The following is a 20,756-nucleotide window of genomic DNA, read 5'->3' on the forward strand; positions in this document are numbered from 1 at the left end:
AAGCCTGTCTGATCCGGGCGCAGCATAGGTCAGCCTGCGCGATTTCCGCAAGCAGTTGCGGCGCGGTCAGGGACTGGTTAACTGCAGGCTGTAAAAAAGGGAGCCAATATGAGTGATCGGTCGGCCACGCCTGAGGGCCTTTCCCATGCGGGGATCGTCAAGCGCTACCGTTGGGCCATTGCCGGCACGCTGGCGCTCCTGGCTCTGGAAAACCTGTTCACGGTGATCGAGCCGTGGCTGCTCGGTCGCGCCATCGACAGTCTGATCGGTGACAGTTTCCTCGGTATCGTGATCTATCTCGCTGCTGCCATCATCGCCTTGGCGCTCGGCGTCTCACGCCGCCTTTACGATACGCGCATCTATGGCCGCATCTATCGCGAGTCGGCGGGGGATGTCGTCGAACGCCAGATCGCAAATGCAAAGCCGACCGCCCAGACTGCAGCCCATGTCAGCTTCGTGCAGGAATTCGTGGATTTCTTCGAGCATATGTTGCCGGCAGCCATCGTCTCGATCTTCATGCTGCTCGGCTCGGTGGTGATGATGGCGATCATCTCGCCGCTTCTTTGCCTCGGCACGATTGTCGTCGCCGGATTGATCTCGGCGATCTTCGGCCTGAGCGCCCGCCGGATCAATTCCCTCAACACCGGCCTCAATGACGAGGCCGAGCGGCAGGTCGATATTCTCGAGGCGCGGGATATTCTGGCGGTACGGTCACACTTCTTTTCCCTCGTGCGCTGGCGGATCCAATTGTCCGATCTCGAAGCAAGGAATTTCGGCGGTGTGTTCCTGCTGACCTTCATCCTGACAGCCTTCGCCGTCTGGGTGCTGGTCAGCGCAGGCGACAAGAGTACAGGGGAAATCTTTGCCGCCCTGTCCTACGTGCTGCAATTCTCGCAATCGGTGATCATCCTTCCCTACACCTATCAGCAATTCTTGCGGACAAGCGAGATCGGGACGCGCCTGTCGCGCGCAAGCCCGGACGCAAGCTGACGGGTGTCAGCTCGACGATCCGACGCAGCAGGTCTTTATATTGACGAATTCCCTGATGCCGTCCGACGCCAGCTCGCGGCCATAGCCGGAGGCCTTCACGCCGCCAAAGGGCAGGCGCGGGTCCGATGCCGTTATGGTGTTGACGAAGGTGCCGCCCGCATCGAGATGGTTGAATGCCTGTTCGATCTCGCCTTCATTCTGGGTGAAGATCGCAGAGCCGAGCCCGAAACGGGAGGTGTTGGCGAGCGAGATCGCCTCTGACAGGTTGGCCGCAGAATAGAGCGTCGCAACTGGTCCGAACAACTCCTCGGCAAAGGCCGGCGCGCCCTCGGGGATATTCTCGAGGATGCCGGGACGGTAGAAAAACCCGTCGCCATCAATCACTTCCGCGCCGGTCAGGCAATGAGCGCCCTTGGCAACGCTTTCGGTGACCTGTTTGTCGAGGTCGTCGCGCGTCTGCGCCATGGCGAGGGGGCCGATATCGGTATCCTCCGCCATCGGGTCGCCGACCTTCAAGGCCTCGAACCGGGAGACGAAGCCGTCGCGGAAATCCCTGTAGATATCCTGATGAATGATGAAGCGCTTGGCGGCAATGCACGACTGGCCATTGTTCAGGGTGCGCCCTTTCACGGCAGCATCGAGAGCGGCATCGAGATCAGCCGACGGCATGACGATGAACGGGTCAGAGCCGCCAAGCTCCAGCACCGTCTTCTTGATGTGGTCGCCCGCAGTGGCGGCGACGGCGCGGCCTGCGGGTTCGGAGCCTGTCAGCGTTGCGGCACGCACGCGATCATCCTGCAGGATACGCTCGACCTTTCCCGAGCCGACCAGCAGCGTCTGAAATGTACCCTCGGGGAAGCCCGCATCGCGAAACACTTCCTCGATGGCGAGGGCCGATTGCGGCACGTTGGAGGCGTGCTTCAACAGCCCGGTATTGCCGGCCATCAGGGCAGGCGCGGCAAAGCGGAAGCACTGCCACAGCGGGAAGTTCCAAGGCATGACCGCAAGCACCGGTCCGATCGGCAGGTAACGGGCGAAGGAGCGCTGCGCTTTCGTCTCGATCGGGCGGTCGGCGAGAAATTCTTCCGCATGCTCTGCATAAAAGCGGCAGGCCCAGGCGCATTTCTTCACTTCGGCCCTGGCCGAGGCGAAGGTCTTGCCCATCTCCGTCGTCAGCAGGCGGCCATAGGTCTCTTCGCGGTCCTCCAGGATATCCGCTGCCCGCATCATCAGCGTGGCGCGGTCGGCAAAGCTCAAGCTGCGCAGGGCATGGAAACCGCTCACCGACTGTGCAATCGCCTTGTCGACATCGGCATCGCTCAATTCCTCGAACGTCTTTTCGACCTTGCCGGTCGCGGGATTGAGGGTCTGGATCGGCATTCTCATCCTCCATCTGCGGTCTGCGCGCTGCCTGACACTTAGCGCGGCGGCGAGGGGCCGCCTACAGGCAATGACAGTTTGCAGATGATTTGGTTCACCGGGTCCGGTAGGATCGCCGCACCAAACGGGGGATTATCATGATCGAATACAGGAAACGCGAGAGCATTCTCGAGAAGACCGAGCGCATCTATCGGTTGACCGGTGACGAGGTCCAGATGGTCCGTCCGGACGGCTATGTCTGGGGGCTGAAGCTGGCGGAAATCGCCACGATCCGGGTCGCCTATGCGCCGACACGGTCGAAGACCAACCGCTATCTCGCGACCATCATCGACCGCAAGAAAGCCAGGCTGCAGTATGACAACATGCATTTCGCCGGGATCGCCGATTTCGAGGACCGCTCTGTCACCTTTTCGGAATTCACCCGCTTCCTGATCGACCGTGTGCAGAGCGCCTCGCCGACGGCACGGCTGATGGCCGGGGCTCCGGCGGCAAGCTATGTCGGCCAGCTTGCGTTCGTCGCGGTCGTCTTTTTCGGGCTGGCGCTGGTGATCTTCTCGCTCCCCGTAAGTTTCGGCAATCTCGCCATCACCTTTTTCATAAAGGCAGGGATCATCGTCGTCTTCCTGCCCTTCCTGTTCCGGTGGATCGTCAAGGGCCGGCCGCGCCAGGTCGCCTTTGATGCGATTCCGCAGGACTACCTGCCAAAGCCGGGCATCATGGCGCGCGGCGATGGCTCGGCGGTCGGTGACTAGCCGCCGTAGCGGCTCATGACGAGGCAGCCATTGGTGCTGCCAAAGCCGAACGAATTGGTCATGACATTGCGCAGATTTGCATTGTCGATCCGTTCACGCACGATCGGAAGGTCGGCGAATTCCGGGTCGATCTCCTCTATATGGGCGGAGGCGGCGATGAAATCGTTCTGCAGCATGAGCAGGCAGAAAACAGCTTCCTGTGCCCCGACCGCGCCGAGCGAGTGGCCGGTCAGTGATTTGGTCGAGGAGAAGTGTGGGATAGTGTCGCCGAAGGTTTCGCGGATTGCGCCGGTCTCGCGGGCATCGCCCACCGGCGTCGAGGTGCCGTGGGTGTTGATGTAATCGATTGGCCCGTCGACCGTCTGCATGGCGAGGTTCATGCACCGCACCGCCCCTTCGCCCGACGGGGCAACCATGTCATAACCGTCGGAATTGGCGGCATAGCCGGTGATCTCGCCATAGATGGTGGCGCCACGCGCTTTCGCCCGCTCCAGTTCCTCGACAACCAGCACGGCAGCGCCGCCGGCGACGACGAAGCCGTCGCGGTCCTTGTCATAGGCGCGGGAGGCGGTGGCCGGGCTGTCATTGTACTTCGTCGACATCGCACCCATGGCGTCGAACATGTTGGCGAGGGTCCACTCCAGCTCCTCGCCGCCGCCGGCGAAGATCACGTCCTGCTTGCCCATGGCGATCTGCTCATAGGCGTGGCCGATACAGTGGATCGACGTGGCGCAGGCCGAGGAGATCGAATAGTTCAGGCCCTTGATCTGGAACGGCACGGCGAGCGTCGCCGAGTTGGTCGATGACATCGCCTTGGGCACAGCGAATGGCCCGATGCGCTTGGGGCTGCCCTTCTCGCGGGTGGTCGCGGCCGCCTCGACGATCACCTTCGTCGACGGTCCGCCGGAGCCCATGACGAGGCCGGTCATCGGATGGCTGACTTCGTCCTCACCCAGCTTTGCATCCTCGATCGCCTGTTGCATGGCGATGTAGTTCCACGCCGCGCCATCGCCCATGAAGCGGCGGGCGCGCTTGTCGACCAGGGCATCGATATCGACTTGCGGCATGCCCCAGACCTGGCTCTTGAAGCCAAGCTCGGCGAATTGCCCGGACCTGGTGATGCCAGAGGTGCTCTCGCGCAGGGCGCGCGTCACATCGGCGGCAGTGCTGCCGATGGAGGAGACGATGCCAAGACCTGTTACTACAACACGTCGCATGAAAAATTCCCTATTGTCCTAGTTCGATAGTACGCAATTACGCTTCAATGCCCAGAGCCGGATGCAGAGTTTCGCGCATCTGTTATTGGTCTGGAACAGCGCCCTACATGGCCCCGGCGTTCAGCGCGTCGCGCGAGAACAGCCCGACCCGCAGGTCGCTTGCCTCATAGATCTTGCGGTCGTCGCAATACATCGTGCCATTGGCGATGCCCAGCACCAGCTTGCCACGCATCATCCGGCGGATGTCTATCTCGTAGCGCACGAGCTTGGCCGACGGCAGGACCTGGCCGGAAAACTTGATCTCCTTGGCGCCGAGCGCGCGGCCTGAGCCCGGCTCACCCGACCAGGTCAGGAAGAACCCGACCAACTGCCATAACGCATCAAGGCCGAGACAGCCCGGCATCACCGGATCGCCCGGAAAGTGGCAGTCGAAGAACCAGAGGTCCTCGCTGACATCCAGTTCGGCGATGATGTGCCCCTTGTTATAGGCGCCCTCATCGGATGTGATTTTTGTAATACGATCGAACATCAGCATCGGCGGCACCGGCAGCTGGGCCGTGCCCGGGCCGCGCAGACCGTTCATGCCGCATTCGATCAGTTCTTCCTTGGTATAGCTGTTCTGGCCAGTCATCGCTCTTATCCGGTGAATTATATTGAAACAAAGCCATAGAGGCGGCAGTTCCTCCCGTCAATGAAGGGTGGCCAAGGAAGGCGGCCGATTGAGATGGCAGGGCTTGTGCCCGGCAATCTTCCCCGAACCGGGGATGGCGGCGCGTCCACACCTTGCCTGTCCCTTTGCTCATGAAGCGCCGGGTCTTTAACCGGAGATCAGTCGACGCCCCAGAGCGACGATTTGGCGACCCAGCCGCGATAGCCGTCGACCCGGACGAGGCACCAGCCGTCATCGCATTTTTCCGTATCCGCCAGCACGCCGCGCTCCAGTGCCGCGCGTACCTCGCTGCCTTCGGCCGGGCGCGCATGCATCAGCGCGGTGCCCTCGGTTACCAGCACCACGCCCGAGGAGACAAGCTGCGACTGATGGATCCACATCGTCTCGCCTTCAAAATCCTCGACCTTGCGCCAGACATTGTCCGGCGTCTCGGCGACCACCCGCACGGGCAGCCCGCGCCGGCTGAACACGAAGCGTACCGGATAATCCATTGACGGGCCGACGCGGGCATTGGTCTCGTCGCTTTTCAAATTGACGAAACGCGGCACCGGCAGGCCTGAATAGCCCATTTTCGGCGCATTGGCCGACGCGCCGACTTGCGCTGCCGCGTCAGCGACGGGCAGGGCGGCCATCAAAGAGAGGAGGAGGATACTAAACAATACGCGGGCGGGCATGGTCATCATTCACAGCATGCTGCATAATCTGTTGGAACTGCCGAAGATGTTTGCCCTGCGAGCGTTAAGGTGCAGTTAATAAAGTGTTGATGCCCTCCGGTTTTGACCAGAATTTGTTCAGGTTTCGTAATGACAGACACCCCGTGCAAGATCACCGTGACGCGCCGGTTGCCGGCCGAGATAGAGCTGCGGCTGGCCGATCTGTTCGATGTCACGCTTTGCCAGGATGACCGGCCGATGTCGCCGGAAGACCTGATCGCGGCAGCACGGGACAGCGATGTCATTGCCTCGACCCTTGGTGACAGGCTGAATGCTGAGTTTTTCGCAAGCGCCGGCGACCGGCTGAAGCTGGTCGCGAATTTTGGCGCCGGCGTCGACCATATCGACCTCAAGGCCGCCATCTCCCATGGCGTCACCGTCACCAATACCCCGTCCGTACTGGCAGAGGATGCCGCCGATATGGCGATGGCGCTGATCCTTGCCGTCCCCCGCCGGCTTGTCGAGGGCGTGAAGGCGCTGGAAGCCGGCAAGTTCACCGGCTGGTCGCCGACATGGATGCTCGGCCATTCGGTGCGCGGCAAGAAGCTTGGCATTATCGGTCTTGGCCGTGTCGGCCAGGCGGTAGCGCGCCGGGCACGCGCGTTTGGCCTGTCGGTTCACTATCACAGCCGCAATCGCATCAATCCGCATGTGGAAAACGAGCTCGAGGCCACCTATTGGGAAAGCCTCGACCAGATGCTCGCCCGCGTCGATATCGTTTCGGTCAATTGTCCGCATACCCCGGCGACCTATCACCTGCTGTCGGCGCGTCGGCTCAAGCTGTTGCACCCGGATGCGTTCGTGGTCAACGTCTCGCGCAGCGAGATAATCGACGAGGCAGCGCTCGCCGAGATGATCGAGAAGGGCCAGCTCGCAGGGGCCGGTCTCGATGTCACCAACCCCAGCCCGACGGTGTCGCGGCGGCTGATGCGTCTGCCCAATGTGGTGATGCTGCCGCACATGGCATCGGCGACGCGCGAAAGCCGTCTCGACATGGGCGAGCGTATGCTGATCAATATCAAGATGTTCATCGACGGGCACAAACCGCCCGACCGGGTCATCCCGGAATTTCTGTAGGCGCGGCGCGGCTGACAGAGGCGCGGTCGAACCGTCCGTCGAAGTCGAGCTCCACGATATCCCCGAGCAGGCCCGACATCTTGGTCATGCCAAAGGCCGACCGGCTGAAACTGCCCGTCGCCTCGAAGGACAGCACTTCGTCATCGCGCAGGCTGTCTATCACATTGCTGTCAAAGGTAATGGCGAAGGTTGCAGGCTGGCTGATGCCGCGGATCGTCATCATGCCTTCGGCCACGGCCTCGCGCGGCCCGGTCATGGTCACATCGGCGCATTCGAACGTCGCTTCGGGGTAGGTAGCGGCATTGAACCAGTCCTCGCCCAGCAGCCATTGGCGCTTGTCTTCGCTCGACAGAACGATACTGTCGACATCGATCACCGTTGCCATGCGGATCGTCTCAAGGCTTGGGCTGTCGGAATAGATCGTCGCCGTCACATCGGCGAAACGGCCCTTCTCCGACATGAACCCCATCTTGCGCACTTCGAAGGCGAGGTCGCTTTCGGCCTGGTTCAGGCGGAACAGGGTCGCATCCGGCGACAGCCCGTCAAGGTTAAGGACGGGGCTGGCAAAGGCACCCGTCACGATGAAAAGTCCGGCAAGGGCAGCGATCCGGCGCATACTGTTTCTCCCTGATTGGGAGTATAGCACAAATTTTGAAAAAGGCAGGGCAACCGCGATAATGTGATCGCTATTGTCGCTGGAACTCGCCGGAAAAGCGGATCGCCACCTCGTCGCTGACGAAGCTCGAGAAGCGCCCGAGGCCGAACTCCGACCGGTTCAGCGTACCCTCGGCATCGAACCCCAGCGTATAGGCTCCGGTCAGCGGCACCTGCGCCCCGCCATTGAAGGTGACGGTCAGGGTCACCGGCGCCGTAATTTCGCCGATTGTCAGGTCGCCGGCGACCTCGCCGCTATTGCGCCCTGTGACGGTGATGCCGGTCGAGACGAAGCGCGCCTGCGGCGCGGCCGCCACGTCGAACCAGTCGCTGCCTTTCAGCGTCCCGGTGAAGTCGGGCGTCGCGATCGACAGGGAGGTCATATCGACCAGCACGTCGAGCGCGGCGGCCTCTGGGGCTGCCTCGTCGAAATCGAGACTGGCCTCGAGCCGGTCGAAGCGCCCGGTCAGGGTCGACAGGCCCATATGGTTCAGGCTGAAGGACAGGCTGGCATGATCCGGGTCGAGACGATAAAGGCCGGGCTTCAGCGCCGCCTGTTCCTGCGCCACCTCGGGCGTCAGCAGACCGCGCACGCCGGGCAGGTCTGCAAGGCTCGAGCAGCCCGTCACGCAGACTGCCATCAAGATCGGCGCAAGGCGCATGAAATCTCCCTCATCCAGCGAGCGCATCGCGCGCCGCCTCTCTGTCCTGGTCAGTGATATAGAGATGAACCGAGAGGCGCAAAGCGCCATCGCGGCGGTCGTGCCGTATGCCGGCTTCCTCAAGCCTCGCCGCTGCCGCTTCCATATCGTGTGGCGCATAGAGCAGGTGTGACCCGCGCCGGCCCTCGCGCGGTTCCGAGCGGATCAGGGCCGGGTCGAGACCGTCGATCAACCGCCCCAGGCGCTGCTGGTTCTGGCGATGAATGGCGTCGATACCGATGGCCGTCAGCGTCTCGACCGCGTGCGCCGCCATGGCGTAGGGCAGGACTGACGGCGTGCCGCCCCAGAAGCGCCGCGCATCCGGGGCATAGCGAAACTGTTTCAGGTCGAACTCGAACGAGTCCTCATGGCTGAACCAGCCGACATCGAGTGGCGTGCAGGTCTCGACGATTTGCGGGCTTACCCACAGGAACGCCGCACCCGGCCCGCCGCACAGATATTTGACCGAGGTTCCGATGACGAAATCGGCCTGCCATAGGGCGAGGTCGATCGGGATCGTGCCTGCCGACTGGGCGATATCGACGACGCTGACGATCCCGCGTGCTGCCGCAAACTGCGTGATCGATACGACCGGTGCCAGCATGGCCGAGTTGGAATAGGCGTGGGTGACCAGCACGATGCCGACATCATCGCCCATGGCGTCGAGCCAGACTTCCTCGTCGGTCAGGTCCGCCTCGCGCGGCACATAGCGAAGCTGCCAGCCGAGGCGTTCAGCCTGAAGCGCGACAAAGCCGATGGTCGGGAAGTCCTGTTCGCTCAGCAGGATGACGTTTCTCCTGTCCGGCTGCGGCAGGGAGAAGAGGATCTTGGTCAGCGCTGATGACACATTCGCCTGGGGGCAGATCAGCGCCGGATCGGCGTTGAGAAAAGAGCCGAGCGCCGTCCTGAACCGGTCGAGAATGGCGAGCCATTCATCCCATGACTGGCCCTGCATGCGCCAGGGGTCGAGGACCTGCTTGTTCAGCGTTGCCGCCGCACCCCTCGGCATCAGGCCGACGGAATGGGACAGGAAATAGGGTGTTTCCGGCTTTAGGAACCGGGTGCGGATCGTGCCGTCCATCCCCATCAGTGGGCCTTGATGCCGCTGCCATCGCTGGTCGCGCCCAGCGCTTCACGCTCGCGGCCATAGGAAGCGCCCCAATTATCGGTCATTCGTCCGCGCACGGACCACAGCGCCGGATAGAATTGCGACTTCAGCCCGTTCTGCAGGATTTCCACAGGCCGGCCTTTCAGGGACTTGGCGTCAAGGCCGATGGAGCGGTGGATCAGCTGGATATGGTGATAGCGGAAACGCTGGAACAGCTCGTCGAAATCGGCCATCGCCTCGGCGACCATAAAGCCATCGCCATGGTCATAGCCGCCATCATAGATGTCATCGACGCTCTTGCCATCGCCGGTCAGGTAGACACGTTCGAACGTGTCCCACAGTTCCGGCGCCATTTTCAGCAGGGTGCGGAAGCCCGGCGATTCCTGGCCCGATCCATTGCCGAGCTGCAGGCGGATCTCCTGATACTCCTTCGGCGACATCGTCTCCAGCAGCGCGATCTGCGAGATCAGGTGCTGTTGCAGCAGGTGCACACGCCTGAACAGCGTCAGTACACGGTTCGATTGGCGCTCAGCCATATAGTCGTCGATCTCGAGGAGGGTGAAGGCCATCAGTTTCATCCACAGCTCCTCGACTTGGTGGACGATCTGGAACTGCAGCTCGTCATGATTGGCGAGCGCGTCATAGGGCTTCTGGCAGGACAGGAGCGAGTGCGTGTTAAGATAGATTTCGTAATCGAGCGTGCCGTCGCCGCCGATCATCTCGTAATATTTTTCACGGTTCATGCGGGGTCTCCCGGATTTCTGGCTTTATTCAGCCTGTTCTGCCCGCACTAGAGCAGCCACGGGCAACACCCGCAAGGCGCGGCTCAGCCTTTGGCAGAGCAGGCCGGGCAGGCCGGGTCGCGTGGCAGTTTCACGCGCCGGGTCGTGGCGTTCATGCCATTATATATCAAGACGTGCCCGGCGAGCGGCTCGCCGAAACCGGTCAGGAACCGGATTGCCTCCATCGCCGCCATCGTCCCGACAAGGCCTGGCACCGCGCCGAGCACGCCCTGCGTCTCGCAGTCGGCGGCGTCTGGCGGCGTCTCCGGCACCAGGCAGCGATAACAGGGCTGGTCGCGGCCGGGAGCAAACAGCGCGACCTGACCATCGAACCGGCCGATGGCGGCGGAGAGAAGCGGTGTACCCGTCTCAAGGCAGGAATCGTTCAACGCATATCGCGCCTCGAAATTGTCGACGCCCTCAATGGCAAGGTCGACATCTTCGAGAAGCTGTTTTGCATTGTCCGCTGTCAGCCTTGCTTCGATGGGTTCCACTGTGCAATCCGGATTGATCGCCTGCAGGCGGGCTGCAGCGACGGCCGCTTTCCGCTTGCCGATATCGTCCGTGGTAAATAATATCTGCCGTTGCAGGTTGGACAGGGCAACGTCATCATCATCACACAGACGGATATGGCCGACACCCGCCGCGGCGAGATAGGCGAGGATCGGGCAGCCGAGCCCGCCGGCGCCGGCGACCAGCACCCGCGCCTCGAGCAGCGCCTGCTGGCCCTGTCCGCCGATCTCCGGCAACAGGATATGGCGCCTGTATCGCTCCAGCTGGTCGGGGGTGAGGGGCATGGGATGTCTCGCCTTGGGTTCTTCCGGCGGCCTTCGGAACCTGGTCAACCAAGGGCCTGCAAGACATCTTATGCCGTTCAGGCCCGGTGAAACAGATCTGTCAGGATTATTTCGATCCTGTCGACCCGAAGCCGCCTTCGCCGCGCGCGGTCTCGTCGAGCTCGTCGACTTCCTCATAGATCGCCTGGAACACAGGGGCGATCACCATCTGGCCGATGCGGTCGCCGCGGTTGATGGTGAAGTCTTCGGCGCCGTGATTGATCAGGATCACTTTCAGCTCGCCGCGATAATCCGCGTCGATCGTGCCCGGCGCGTTGACGCAGGAAATGCCGTGCTTGGCGGCAAGGCCGGAGCGCGGGCGCATCTGCGCCTCCCAGCCGGGCGGCAGCGCCATGGCAAGGCCCGTCGGCACCATGAAGCGCTCGCCGGGCTTGAGTACCAGCGGCTCGCCGTCGGGGATCGCGGCACGCACATCGGCCCCGGCAGCCAGCGCCGTTTCGTATTTCGGCAGGGCCAGCCCGGCTGCATGGGGCAGGCGTTTCAGCTGGACGATGGGCGGCTTGGTGGTCGGCATCTGGGTCATGCTCAATTGACTATGCTGCCGGTTCGTTCCGGGCAAGCGCCAAACCCGCGAGTCTGGAAAACTGTCACTCGGTTTCCACCACGCCCAGCGCGTCCTTCATGCCCGGCAGCCATTCTTCGGTCTCCCGGTCCCAGACGGGGAAAGTATTGGCGAAAGCCCATGGACAGGTGGAGACGCCTGCCTCTTCCATGGTCTCGCGCACCATCGCCGTCCACGGCACCCGCTTTTCCAGCGGCACCTGGTCGTAGACGCCATACTCGCCGAGGAAGACGGGGTAGCCGGTTTTGTCGCCATGGGCTTTCGCGGTGGCGGCGTCGTCGATCACCTGCTGGCGTTCCTCCTCCGTGCCCCAGTCGACGTCGCGATCCAGTGGCATGCCCGCCCAGGGCGCCTTCTGGTGCGTGAATTCGTGCGGATCGTAATAGTGGAAGGTGTGTACGATGTTCTCGTCGCCCGGCGTCTCGGGGATCGAGGGCAGGCCGCGGATCGAGTTCCACTCGTCGCCGCCAATGATCACGATCCGCTCCGGGTTGGTCTCGCGGATCGCGGCCAGCCCGTCGAGCAGCACGTCCTGCATGACCTCGCCGGAAAGCGCGTCGCGCGGCTCGTTCAGGATCTCGAAATAGAGCGAGTCCGGATATTCCTTGTAGTGGTCTGCGACCTGGCGCCACAGGGCGGCGAACTTGTCGTCGTAATCGGCGGGATTCTCATACAGCTCATCGAAATGGTGGATGTTGAGAATGACATTCAGGTCTTCTTCCAGGGCCCAGCCGATCATCTCGTCGACCGTGTCGAACCAGTCCTGCTCGATTGTGTAGGGCGTCTCGTCGGGCGCATAGGCCGACCAGCGAACGGGGATGCGGACCGTGTCGATATTGGTCTTGCCGATGGCGGTGAAATAGCGCCGGTCCGGTGCATTGCCCCACGACGCATCGCGCGGCGCTTCCAGCGTGTTGCCGATATTGATGCATTTCTTCGTCTCGAACCCGGCGGCATTGGCGGCACTGAGGGCGGTAAGCGCGCAGGCGGTCGAGAGCAGGGTTGAGCGGAACATCGTGCTGATCATGGGCGGCGGCCTCCCTATATCTGGTTATGGTCACGCTAACCGAAGGCTGCGTCGCAATCAAAGACTTAAACGGCGGGTCTAGCCGTTATCTTCGAGGACTTCGCCGGCGAGATAGAGCGAGCCACAGATGAGGATGCGCGGTGCACCCTCATTGGAACGGAAGGCACTGTCGAGCGCTTCCTTCAGCGCCGACTCGACGCTGTCGCAGGCAATTGCCGGCAGGCCGGCGTGACGGGCGGAGACGGCGACCTTTTCCGGATCGCTGGCCGTGCCGGTCTGTGCCTGTACGGTAAGAACCATGGAGACGAGGTCGGCGAAGCAGCCGAAAAATCCGTCTGCGTCCTTGTTTTCCTGCAGACCGGAAATGAGGATCAACGGGCGTGGCTGGCGTTCCTCGAGGTCGGCCATGGCGCGGGCAATCGCACGCGCGGCATGCGGATTATGCCCGCCATCGAGCCAGATCTCTACATCTTCGTGGGCTTTGGATCGCGCCAGCTCGACGAGCGGGCCGGTCGTCAGCCGCTGCAGGCGGGCAGGCCAGAAAGCGCCTTCCAGCCCGGCGGAAATCTTGTCGTCATTCGGCGCTACACCTGCGGCCTTCAGCGCGGCGACGGCGAGCCCGGCATTCTCGACCTGATGGCCGCCCAGCATGCGCGGCAGCGACAGGTCGGACAGCGAGGTTTCGTCCTGATAGACGAGGCGGCCCTGTTCCTGATGAGCCGACCAGTCCTGCCCGGCGATATGCATCGGCGCGCCGAGGGCCAGCGCCCGGTCTTCGAGCACTTTCAGCGCTTCCTGGCGCTGGGCGCCGATCACTGCCGGGCGGCCCTTCTTGATGATGCCGGCCTTCTCGAAAGCGATCTTCTCGATCGTGTCGCCGAGATAGTCCTGATGGTCGAGGCCGATGGGGGTGATCACGCTGGCGATCGGGTCGTCGACGACATTGGTCGCATCGAGACGTCCGCCCAAGCCGGTTTCCAGCAGCAGGATATCCGCTGGCGTTTCGGCGAAGGCCAGAAGCGCCGCGCAGGTTACCGCCTCGAAATAGGTCAGCTCGACATCGCCCGCCGCGGCCTCGCACTTGCCCAGCACACGGAGCAGTTCCTGATCCTCGATTTGCTCGCTCGCGAGGACGATGCGCTCGTTGAAACGGACGAGGTGGGGAGAGGTATAGACGTGAACCCGGTGCCCGGCAGCGGCCAGGATCGCCCGCATATAGGCGATGACAGATCCCTTGCCATTGGTGCCGGCGACATGGATCACCGGCGGCAGTTTGAGATGCGGAGAGCCAAGCCGCTGCAGCCCTTGTCGCACCCGGGCGAGCGACAGGTCGATCACGCGCGGGCGCCGCTCGGCCAGGCGTGCCAGCAGGGCGTTTACATCGGCTGAGTTTCGTTGCACGGGCGGTTTCTATTCAGCAGCCTTGTCGAGACCGTCTTCCGCCACGACTGCGTCCTTTGCTTTCGCCTTCGGCGCAGGCAGGCTCGTGACGTTGCTGGTGCTGGTCTCGGCGATGTCAGCCTTCTCTTCCGGCTTTGCGGCCGGCTTTGCCTTGACCCCGTGACGGGTGAAGACGCGTAACAATCCACCGAGGATCTCGCGCATCTGCTTGCGCGGCACGACCATGTCAACCATCCCCTTGTCATGCAGATACTCCGCCCGCTGAAAACCTTCCGGCAGCTTCTCACGGATGGTCTGCTCGATCACGCGCGGTCCGGCGAAACCGATCAGCGCACCGGGCTCGGCGAGGTGAACGTCGCCCAGCATCGCGTAGGAGGCGGTGACGCCGCCGGTCGTCGGGTTGGTCAATACGACCACGTAAGGCAGGCCCGCTTCCTTGACCATCTGCACCGCAATGGTGGTGCGCGGCATCTGCATCAGTGACAGGATGCCTTCCTGCATACGGGCGCCGCCCGAAGCAGTGAACATGACGAAAGGCGCCTTCTGGGAGACGGCTTCCTCGGCGGCGCGGATGATCCCCTCGCCAAGGCCCATGCCCATCGAGCCGCCCATGAAGGCGAAGTTCTGCACGGCGACGACGCTGGTCACGCCATCGACCTTGCCGACGCCGATCACGAGAGCATCTTCCTCGCCCGTCTTCTTGCGGTATTCGCGCAGCCGGTCGGAATATTTCTTCTCGTCGCGGAATTTCAGCGGGTCGACCGGGACTTCCGGCAGCTTGATCTTTTTCCACTTGCCGTCATCGAACAGCGCATTGAGACGCTCGGTCACGTCGATCTTCATGTGATGATCGCAGGACGGGCAGACATGCAGATTCGCTTCCAGATCCCGGTTGAAGATCATCTCGCTGCAGGCCGGACATTTGGTCCACAGCGTGTCGCCGCTGTCGGACTGGCTGCGGAAGATTTTCTTGATCCCCGGCGGGGTGATATCGGAAAGCCAGTTCATGACGGTCTCCTCTAACCTCAGTAATACTCTTATCTGGCGCTATGCGCCGCGTCAGCAAGGCTTTTCGCCAGCGACGTTACCGCAGATGTTATTTTATCGCGGCTATTCTGGTCTTTTTCCAGGGCGCCCGCAAGCGCTTCGATCAATGCCGAGCCGACGACGACTGCATCGGCCGTCCGGGCGATTTCTGCTGCTCTCTCGGGCGTCTTGACCCCGAAACCGACCGCAACGGGCAAGCCGGAGGCAGCTTTCAAGCGGCCAACAGCGCTGGACACGGTATCGTTCGCGCCGGTCGCGCCGCCGGTGATCCCGGCAACCGAAACATAATAGACAAAGCCTGAGGTGTTCTTAACAACGCTCGGCAATCTTTTGTCATCGGTCGTCGGGGTGGCGAGCCGGATGAAATCGAGCCCGGTCTTGCCCGCTGGTAGGCAAAGTTCCTCGTCTTCCTCGGGCGGCAGGTCGACGACGATCAGGCCGTCGACGCCGGCATCCTTTGCTTCCGCGAGGAAATTATCGACGCCCATGGAATAGACCGGGTTGTAATAGCCCATCAGGATGATCGGCGTCGCGTCATCCTCTTTCCTGAACTCGCGCACCATTTGCAGCGTCTTTTTCAGGGTCTGTCCGGCCGCCAGGGCGCGCAGGCCGGCCGCCTGGATCGCCGGGCCGTCAGCCATCGGGTCGGTGAAACAGATGCCAAGCTCGATCAGGTCGGCACCTGCCGCCGGCAATTGCTTCATCAGGTCGAGCGACGTATCGTAATCCGGGTCTCCGGCCATGATGAACGGAATGAACGCGGCGCGGTTTTCCGCTTTCAGCGTCTCGAACCGGGCGGTTATGCGGGATGGCGAAGAGGACATGGGCCGGAATGGCTCCCTTATTCGGCGGTCGGCGGACCAACCCAATAGCGAGGCACTGCCCTGTTTTGCAAGCAAAAAGCCGCCCGGGAGCAAATACGGGCGGCTGAGTAAGGTTTATCCTGCTGCTCTATCGTTGGGCGCAGGATGTTATTCGATCCAGCTTGCCGGACGCAGATTGGTCGGCGCACCGTCGGCGCTGACAGGGGATTGATCGGAATAGTTAACGTCACGACCGCTGATTTCGTACCGCATGCTGGATGGGGTCTCATAGCGCGCGACCCCGTCCTGGCCGGGGCGCGCGGCACGGCTGGTGGTTGCTTGCGGCGCGTCGAGATCAACATCCGCTGCGGCATAGCGCTCTTCCTGAGCGACGCTGTCCTGAGAAGTGACTTCTTCAGCTTCGGCATGACCTGCAGCGAATGTCGCGATCACCAGAAAGATAAACAGACGGATCATTTCAGTCTCCGGAGGCACCGGGGTCGGTGGCCATTGCATTGTTCTATGCACTGGCAACAACCATACTGGCCCTTGGTTCCCGATGCCGCCTGCGGCACCCGGTTTACCAATCTGTTATCAGGGTGCTGATCGTCCTACTGGAACTGCGTGCCGAAACTGGCAAGGAAGGACTGGGCGAGAATGCGCAGGTCCTTGTTCGATTCCATTTCCAGCATCTTGCCGGACTTGCGCAGCTTGCCGAGGCTGATGAAGTGGTTCTGCTGGGCTTCGTTCAACTCGCCGAAGGGAATGAAGGCCATGTCCCAGGACATGAAGGTCCTGTTCTCGCCTTCGCCGTCCAGCAGGGTGATACAGTTATCGTGGCGGCGGTCCTTCTGGATGCGTTTGTAACACGCCATGACCTTGTCCTTCTCCCCTTCCAGCACCTGGAAGAAGCTGCCGTCATTATACAGGAGAAGGCCGGTGATATTGTCCGCCTTGTTGTTATGGCGCGATTTCTCGAGGATGTCTTTCATGGCTTTTTCCGACATCAGGTGCGTTGCCGAACTCAGATAGGCGAGGTGGTAGAGCATTTGAATTCTTTTTCGTTTCCGCTAGTCATCGTCTAAGGACAGGCCGCATCCAAAACAGTTCCAGGACCTGAGATAGTGTGCCTAGATATCCTTGCCCAGCGCGTCAGCGACGGTGAAGATGTCCTTGTCGCCGCGCCCGCACATGTTGAGCAGCAGGATCTGGTCGCGGTCCATCTGACCGGCCTTTTCGATGGCGCGGGCAAGGGCGTGTGACGGCTCCAGCGCCGGGATGATGCCTTCCTGCGCGCAACAGGTCTGGAAAGCCTGCAGGGCTTCGTCATCCGTCGCGGAGACATATTTCACCCGGCCTGTCTCATGAAGCCAGGAATGCTCGGGTCCGATACCGGGATAGTCGAGTCCGGCGGAGATTGAATGGGCATCGAGAATCTGGCCGTCATCCGACTGCAGCAGATAGGTGCGGTTGCCATGCAGCACGCCGGCCCGCCCGCCGGTGAGTGACGCCGCGTGCTTGTCGGTATCGATGCCATGACCGGCCGCCTCGACGCCGATGATCTCGACATCGCGGTCATCGAGGAACGGGTGGAACAGGCCGATCGCGTTCGAGCCGCCGCCGATGCAGGCCATGATGACGTCGGGCAGGCGCCCTTCGGCGGCTTTCATCTGGGCCTTCGCCTCGATCCCGATCACCGACTGGAAATCGCGCACCAGCTGCGGATAGGGGTGCGGGCCCGCCGCCGTGCCGATGATGTAAAACGTGTCCTCGACATTGGTCACCCAGTCGCGCAGGGCGTCGTTCATCGCGTCCTTCAGCGTTGCTGCGCCGGAGGTGACGGGTCTGACCTCGGCGCCCAGCAGCTTCATCCGGAACACGTTCGGTTTCTGCCGCTCGACATCGGTCGCGCCCATATAGACGATGCAGGGCAGGCCGAAGCGGGCGCAGACGGTTGCTGTGGCGACGCCATGCTGACCGGCACCGGTCTCGGCGATGATCCGCGTCTTGCCCATGCGCCGGGCAAGCAGGATCTGGCCGATGCAGTTGTTGATCTTGTGCGCGCCGGTATGGTTCAGTTCGTCGCGCTTGAAATAGATCTTCGCGCCCTTGCCCTCGGGCACATCGGCACGGACCATTTCGGTCAGCCGTTCGGCGAAATACAGCGGTGACGGACGGCCGACATAATGTTCGAGGTAATAGTCCAGCTCCTCGCGGAAGGCGGGGTCGGCCTTGGCCGCTTCATATTCCTTTTCCAGCTCGAGGATCAGCGGCATCAGCGTTTCGGCAACGAAGCGTCCGCCGAACTTGCCGAAGCGCCCCTGCGCGTCGGGACCGGTGCGATAGGAATTGAGTATCTCGCCTGAGGGGGTAGAGGACATGGTCGCGCCTTTCTGTACAGCCCCTCTTTCAACAGCTAGTGCTGAAGAAAATCAATGGCTTTGTCGGTGATGCGTTGACGCAGCGGTGGTCGCGACTGGATCAACCTGCCTTCAAATGGAACCATTTGAATGCAGAAAAGTTGATCGCTTCCAAAGTGTTAGAGCAGCTCCTCTGCGGCCATCCGGACGCAGGCTGCTCTAGGCGTCCTTGTCCATATAGTCGGACGCGGCGGCGCGCACGGCACCGACGAAATCGCTGACCAGCTTCGCCTCCTTCACGCCGGGCTCGCTCTCCACGCCGGAGGAGACATCGACGCCCTCGAAGCCCGCCAGGGCCTGGACTGCATCGATGGCGTCATAGACATTTTCCGGGGTCAGCCCGCCTGACAGCAGCCATGGCGTCTCGCCCTTCACCCCGGCGAGGATATCGACGTCGAAGCGCACGCCATTGCCCCCGGGCCGCGAGGCATAGGGCGGCGGCTTGGCATCGAACAGCAGCATGTCGGCATGGGCGGCAAAGGCGTCCTCCGCAGCGGCGACATCTTCCCGCGAAGCGACGCCGATCGCCTTGATCACCGGCAGGCCGAAGCTCTGGCCGATCAATTCGACCCGCTCCGGCTTTTCGGTGCCATGCAGCTGGATGTGGGTCAGCGGCACTTCGGCGATCGTGTCGGCAAGGCGCGTCATGTCTGGATTGACGAACAGGCCGACGATGGACACTTCGCCGCGCACCGCATCCGCAATCTCGGCCGCCTGTGCCGGTTCGACACAGCGCGGGCTTTTCTCGAAAAAGACGAGACCGATCATGTCGGCCCCCGCGTCGACAGCCTCGCGCGCCATCGCGGTTGAGGTCAGGCCACAGATCTTGACTAGCTTGCTCATTCAGTCCGTCTCACCGGGTCGTTGGCTTTTCCTGGGGTGTGGCGTGCCGCTGGATCACCGGCAAGTCATCGGTTTTCTTCGGTCGCGGGGCATTGGCAAGCTCCAGCGCGTGCTCCAGTTCCCTGATGCGGTGCTTGCGCTCGGACGCCTTGTGGCGCAGCCCCTTGCCCGACAGCCACATGCCGAGACCGCCGAGAACGTAACCGATGAACATCATCGCGATCAGCGCCGCCCATAGCGGCATCGGGCCGACGGCAAAGGCGGGGTTGGCAATATTGATCGGGTCGAGGCTGATATAGACCGGCATCCGGTTGGCGAGCAGGAACAACAGGATGATCAGACCGGTGACCCCGAGAAAGGCTGTCAGAAGAAATTTTCTCATATGAACAATCTAAGCCACACCGCTGCGGTGTGCCAGCATCAATCGCCCGGAAAATGTGGCCCTGTCAGCCCTGCGACTTCAGCGAGATGACATTGTCGTTCTGCGGCTTGTTCAGGCGCTCGCGCATTTCCTTGCCGGCCTTGAAGAAAGGCGTCCACTTTTCCTCGATGGCGACAGCCTCCCCGGTACGCGGGTTACGACCGATGCGCGCTTCACGGTGCTTGACCGAGAAAGCGCCGAAGCCGCGCAATTCGACGCGGTCGCCATTGGCAAGGGCACCTGAAATCTCGTCAAAAACCGTGGCGACAATACGTTCTATATCGCGTGTAAAGAGATGGGGATTGTCTTCGGCCAGTTTCTGGACCAGTTCTGATTTGATCATATGGTGTCCGCGTCGGCTGAGGGATAACGGCCTTTTAAGCAACAATATATGGTAGTCAAGACGCAACGTCTTGATTTATTTCATGTTTTAGGCATGGTGACCCTGCCAAAACGGATTGTCGCAGTCAATAGGAAATGCTGCAATTGATGATAAGTTTCAGGTAGATGGCGCAAAGCTTCAACCCGGAGGGAATTTCGATGACCACGACAGATACGCCCAAAGCCTCCTTCGGGTTTCAGGATGTGCCGGCCGGTGAGAAGGCGGGCATGGTCCGGGCCGTCTTCGATTCCGTCGCCGACAATTACGACGTGATGAATGACGCCATGTCCGGCGGCATTCACCGGGTCTGGAAGTCTGTCCTGCTCGACCGGCTGAACCCGCAGCCGGGCCAGCGCCTGATCGATGTTGCCGGCGGCACCGGCGATATCGCCATCGCTTTCCTCAAGCGCGCGGCCGCGCGCCCCCTGCGCGGGCGGGCCGAGGCCAGCGCCGTCATCTGCGACATCAACCATGCGATGATGAAGGCCGGCCAGTCCCGCGACGATGCAAGGCCTTTTGCCAATGTCCTGACCCGCACCTGCGGCGATGCCCAGAACCTGCCGTTCCCGGACCGCAGTTTCGATGTCTACACCATCGGCTTCGGCATCAGGAATGTCACCGACATGGACGCAGCCCTGACCGAAGCCTGGCGCGTCCTCAAGCCCGGCGGGCGCTTCACCTGCCTGGAATTCTCCCGCCCGGTAACGGAAGGGTTTTCGCAGGTTTACGATGCCTACTCCTTCAATGTCATACCATGGCTGGGGGAAATGATCGCCAGGGACCGCGACAGCTATCAATATCTCGTCGAGAGCATCCGCCGCTTCCCGCCCCAGGGCGCGTTCAAGCTGCGCATCGAAGATGCCGGTTTCTCCCGCGTCTCCTATGAAAATCTGAGCGGCGGCATCGCCGCTCTCCACACCGGTTGGAAGACCGGACTTTAGGACCGTCC

At 62.0% G+C, this 20,756-nt stretch carries 24 protein-coding genes; 4 read left to right on the plus strand and 20 right to left on the minus strand.

Annotation, left to right across the window (positions count from 1 at the left end):
- The first annotated feature begins 108 nt into the window (after positions 1-108).
- A complete protein-coding gene (locus tag IEV88_RS13565; protein ID WP_188157929.1) occupies positions 109-990 on the plus strand; it encodes an ABC transporter six-transmembrane domain-containing protein in 882 nt (293 codons plus the stop codon).
- Positions 991-996: 6 nt separating this feature from the next.
- Here the strand turns inward: IEV88_RS13565 and IEV88_RS13570 are convergent, their stop codons facing one another.
- Positions 997-2,370 (minus strand): NAD-dependent succinate-semialdehyde dehydrogenase, encoded by a 1,374-nt coding sequence (locus IEV88_RS13570; RefSeq protein ID WP_188157928.1) that lies wholly within the window; start codon positions 2,368-2,370, stop codon positions 997-999.
- Between the two features lie 137 nt (positions 2,371-2,507).
- Here IEV88_RS13570 and IEV88_RS13575 point away from each other — a divergent pair, with 137 nt between their 5' ends.
- The gene (locus tag IEV88_RS13575; RefSeq protein WP_188157927.1) at positions 2,508-3,122 is read left to right on the plus strand and encodes a hypothetical protein; all 615 of its coding nucleotides are present in this window, start codon (positions 2,508-2,510) and stop codon (positions 3,120-3,122) included.
- Here the strand turns inward: IEV88_RS13575 and fabB are convergent.
- The 3 genes from fabB to IEV88_RS13590 form a co-directional block, all read right to left on the minus strand.
- Entirely contained in the window at positions 3,119-4,339 is a 1,221-nt protein-coding gene (gene fabB, locus IEV88_RS13580; protein ID WP_188157926.1) for a beta-ketoacyl-ACP synthase I, read from the minus strand. The genes IEV88_RS13575 and fabB overlap by 4 nt on opposite strands.
- Before the next feature lie 103 nt (positions 4,340-4,442).
- Positions 4,443-4,970 (minus strand): bifunctional 3-hydroxydecanoyl-ACP dehydratase/trans-2-decenoyl-ACP isomerase, encoded by a 528-nt coding sequence (fabA, locus tag IEV88_RS13585; protein ID WP_188157925.1) that lies wholly within the window; start codon positions 4,968-4,970, stop codon positions 4,443-4,445.
- Positions 4,971-5,167: 197 nt separating this feature from the next.
- On the minus strand, positions 5,168-5,692 hold the full coding sequence (locus IEV88_RS13590) for an SH3 domain-containing protein (RefSeq protein WP_188157924.1): 525 nt from the start codon (positions 5,690-5,692) through the stop codon (positions 5,168-5,170).
- Between the two features lie 120 nt (positions 5,693-5,812).
- Here IEV88_RS13590 and IEV88_RS13595 point away from each other — a divergent pair, with 120 nt between their 5' ends.
- Positions 5,813-6,799: a 2-hydroxyacid dehydrogenase gene (locus IEV88_RS13595; protein WP_188157923.1), complete on the plus strand. Its 987-nt coding sequence runs from the start codon at positions 5,813-5,815 to the stop codon at positions 6,797-6,799.
- Here IEV88_RS13595 and IEV88_RS13600 read toward each other — a convergent pair.
- The 16 genes from IEV88_RS13600 to IEV88_RS13675 all read right to left on the minus strand — a co-directional run bounded on the left by IEV88_RS13600 (position 6,780) and on the right by IEV88_RS13675 (position 19,768).
- A complete protein-coding gene (locus tag IEV88_RS13600) occupies positions 6,780-7,415 on the minus strand; it encodes a YceI family protein (RefSeq protein ID WP_188157922.1) in 636 nt (211 codons plus the stop codon). The genes IEV88_RS13595 and IEV88_RS13600 overlap by 20 nt on opposite strands.
- A 70-nt stretch (positions 7,416-7,485) precedes the next feature.
- Complete coding sequence (locus IEV88_RS13605) at positions 7,486-8,142, minus strand: YceI family protein (RefSeq protein ID WP_188157921.1); 657 nt, start codon at positions 8,140-8,142, stop codon at positions 7,486-7,488.
- Positions 8,126-9,235, minus strand: coding sequence for an aminotransferase class V-fold PLP-dependent enzyme (locus IEV88_RS13610; protein WP_188481231.1), 1,110 nt, complete (start codon positions 9,233-9,235; stop codon positions 8,126-8,128). Before IEV88_RS13610 ends, IEV88_RS13605 begins: the two co-directional genes overlap by 17 nt.
- Before the next feature lie 5 nt (positions 9,236-9,240).
- Positions 9,241-10,005 (minus strand): tryptophan 2,3-dioxygenase family protein, encoded by a 765-nt coding sequence (locus IEV88_RS13615; RefSeq protein ID WP_188157919.1) that lies wholly within the window; start codon positions 10,003-10,005, stop codon positions 9,241-9,243.
- A gap of 83 nt (positions 10,006-10,088) precedes the next feature.
- Entirely contained in the window at positions 10,089-10,841 is a 753-nt protein-coding gene (locus IEV88_RS13620; RefSeq protein WP_188157918.1) for a HesA/MoeB/ThiF family protein, read from the minus strand.
- Positions 10,842-10,947: 106 nt separating this feature from the next.
- A complete protein-coding gene (gene dut / locus IEV88_RS13625) occupies positions 10,948-11,415 on the minus strand; it encodes a dUTP diphosphatase (RefSeq protein WP_188159171.1) in 468 nt (155 codons plus the stop codon).
- 73 nt (positions 11,416-11,488) lie between these two features.
- Entirely contained in the window at positions 11,489-12,490 is a 1,002-nt protein-coding gene (locus IEV88_RS13630; RefSeq protein ID WP_188157917.1) for a glycoside hydrolase family 5 protein, read from the minus strand.
- Positions 12,491-12,568: 78 nt separating this feature from the next.
- Positions 12,569-13,891 carry a bifunctional folylpolyglutamate synthase/dihydrofolate synthase gene (locus IEV88_RS13635; RefSeq protein WP_188157916.1) on the minus strand — a complete coding sequence of 441 codons (1,323 nt, stop codon included), beginning with the start codon at positions 13,889-13,891 and terminating at the stop codon, positions 12,569-12,571.
- Positions 13,892-13,900: 9 nt separating this feature from the next.
- Positions 13,901-14,899 carry an acetyl-CoA carboxylase, carboxyltransferase subunit beta gene (gene accD, locus IEV88_RS13640; protein ID WP_188157915.1) on the minus strand — a complete coding sequence of 333 codons (999 nt, stop codon included), beginning with the start codon at positions 14,897-14,899 and terminating at the stop codon, positions 13,901-13,903.
- A gap of 29 nt (positions 14,900-14,928) precedes the next feature.
- Positions 14,929-15,762 (minus strand): tryptophan synthase subunit alpha, encoded by an 834-nt coding sequence (trpA, locus tag IEV88_RS13645; RefSeq protein WP_188157914.1) that lies wholly within the window; start codon positions 15,760-15,762, stop codon positions 14,929-14,931.
- Between the two features lie 147 nt (positions 15,763-15,909).
- A complete protein-coding gene (locus IEV88_RS13650; RefSeq protein ID WP_188157913.1) occupies positions 15,910-16,218 on the minus strand; it encodes a hypothetical protein in 309 nt (102 codons plus the stop codon).
- A 134-nt stretch (positions 16,219-16,352) separates the two neighbouring features.
- Positions 16,353-16,790, minus strand: coding sequence for a BLUF domain-containing protein (locus tag IEV88_RS13655; protein ID WP_188157912.1), 438 nt, complete (start codon positions 16,788-16,790; stop codon positions 16,353-16,355).
- Between the two features lie 81 nt (positions 16,791-16,871).
- Positions 16,872-18,122 (minus strand): tryptophan synthase subunit beta, encoded by a 1,251-nt coding sequence (gene trpB, locus IEV88_RS13660; protein WP_188157911.1) that lies wholly within the window; start codon positions 18,120-18,122, stop codon positions 16,872-16,874.
- 198 nt (positions 18,123-18,320) lie between these two features.
- Positions 18,321-19,004, minus strand: coding sequence for a phosphoribosylanthranilate isomerase (locus tag IEV88_RS13665; RefSeq protein WP_188157910.1), 684 nt, complete (start codon positions 19,002-19,004; stop codon positions 18,321-18,323).
- A gap of 10 nt (positions 19,005-19,014) precedes the next feature.
- On the minus strand, positions 19,015-19,386 hold the full coding sequence (locus tag IEV88_RS13670) for a LapA family protein (RefSeq protein ID WP_188157909.1): 372 nt from the start codon (positions 19,384-19,386) through the stop codon (positions 19,015-19,017).
- Between the two features lie 64 nt (positions 19,387-19,450).
- Positions 19,451-19,768, minus strand: a complete 318-nt coding sequence (locus IEV88_RS13675; protein WP_188157908.1) for an integration host factor subunit beta — start codon at positions 19,766-19,768, stop codon at positions 19,451-19,453.
- Positions 19,769-19,965: 197 nt separating this feature from the next.
- Here IEV88_RS13675 and IEV88_RS13680 point away from each other — a divergent pair, with 197 nt between their 5' ends.
- A complete protein-coding gene (locus tag IEV88_RS13680) occupies positions 19,966-20,748 on the plus strand; it encodes a class I SAM-dependent methyltransferase (protein ID WP_188157907.1) in 783 nt (260 codons plus the stop codon).
- Positions 20,749-20,756 lie beyond the last annotated feature (8 nt).

It is taken from the genome of Aquisalinus flavus, assembly GCF_014640095.1.
Classification (GTDB): Bacteria; Pseudomonadota; Alphaproteobacteria; order Caulobacterales; family Parvularculaceae; genus Aquisalinus; species Aquisalinus flavus.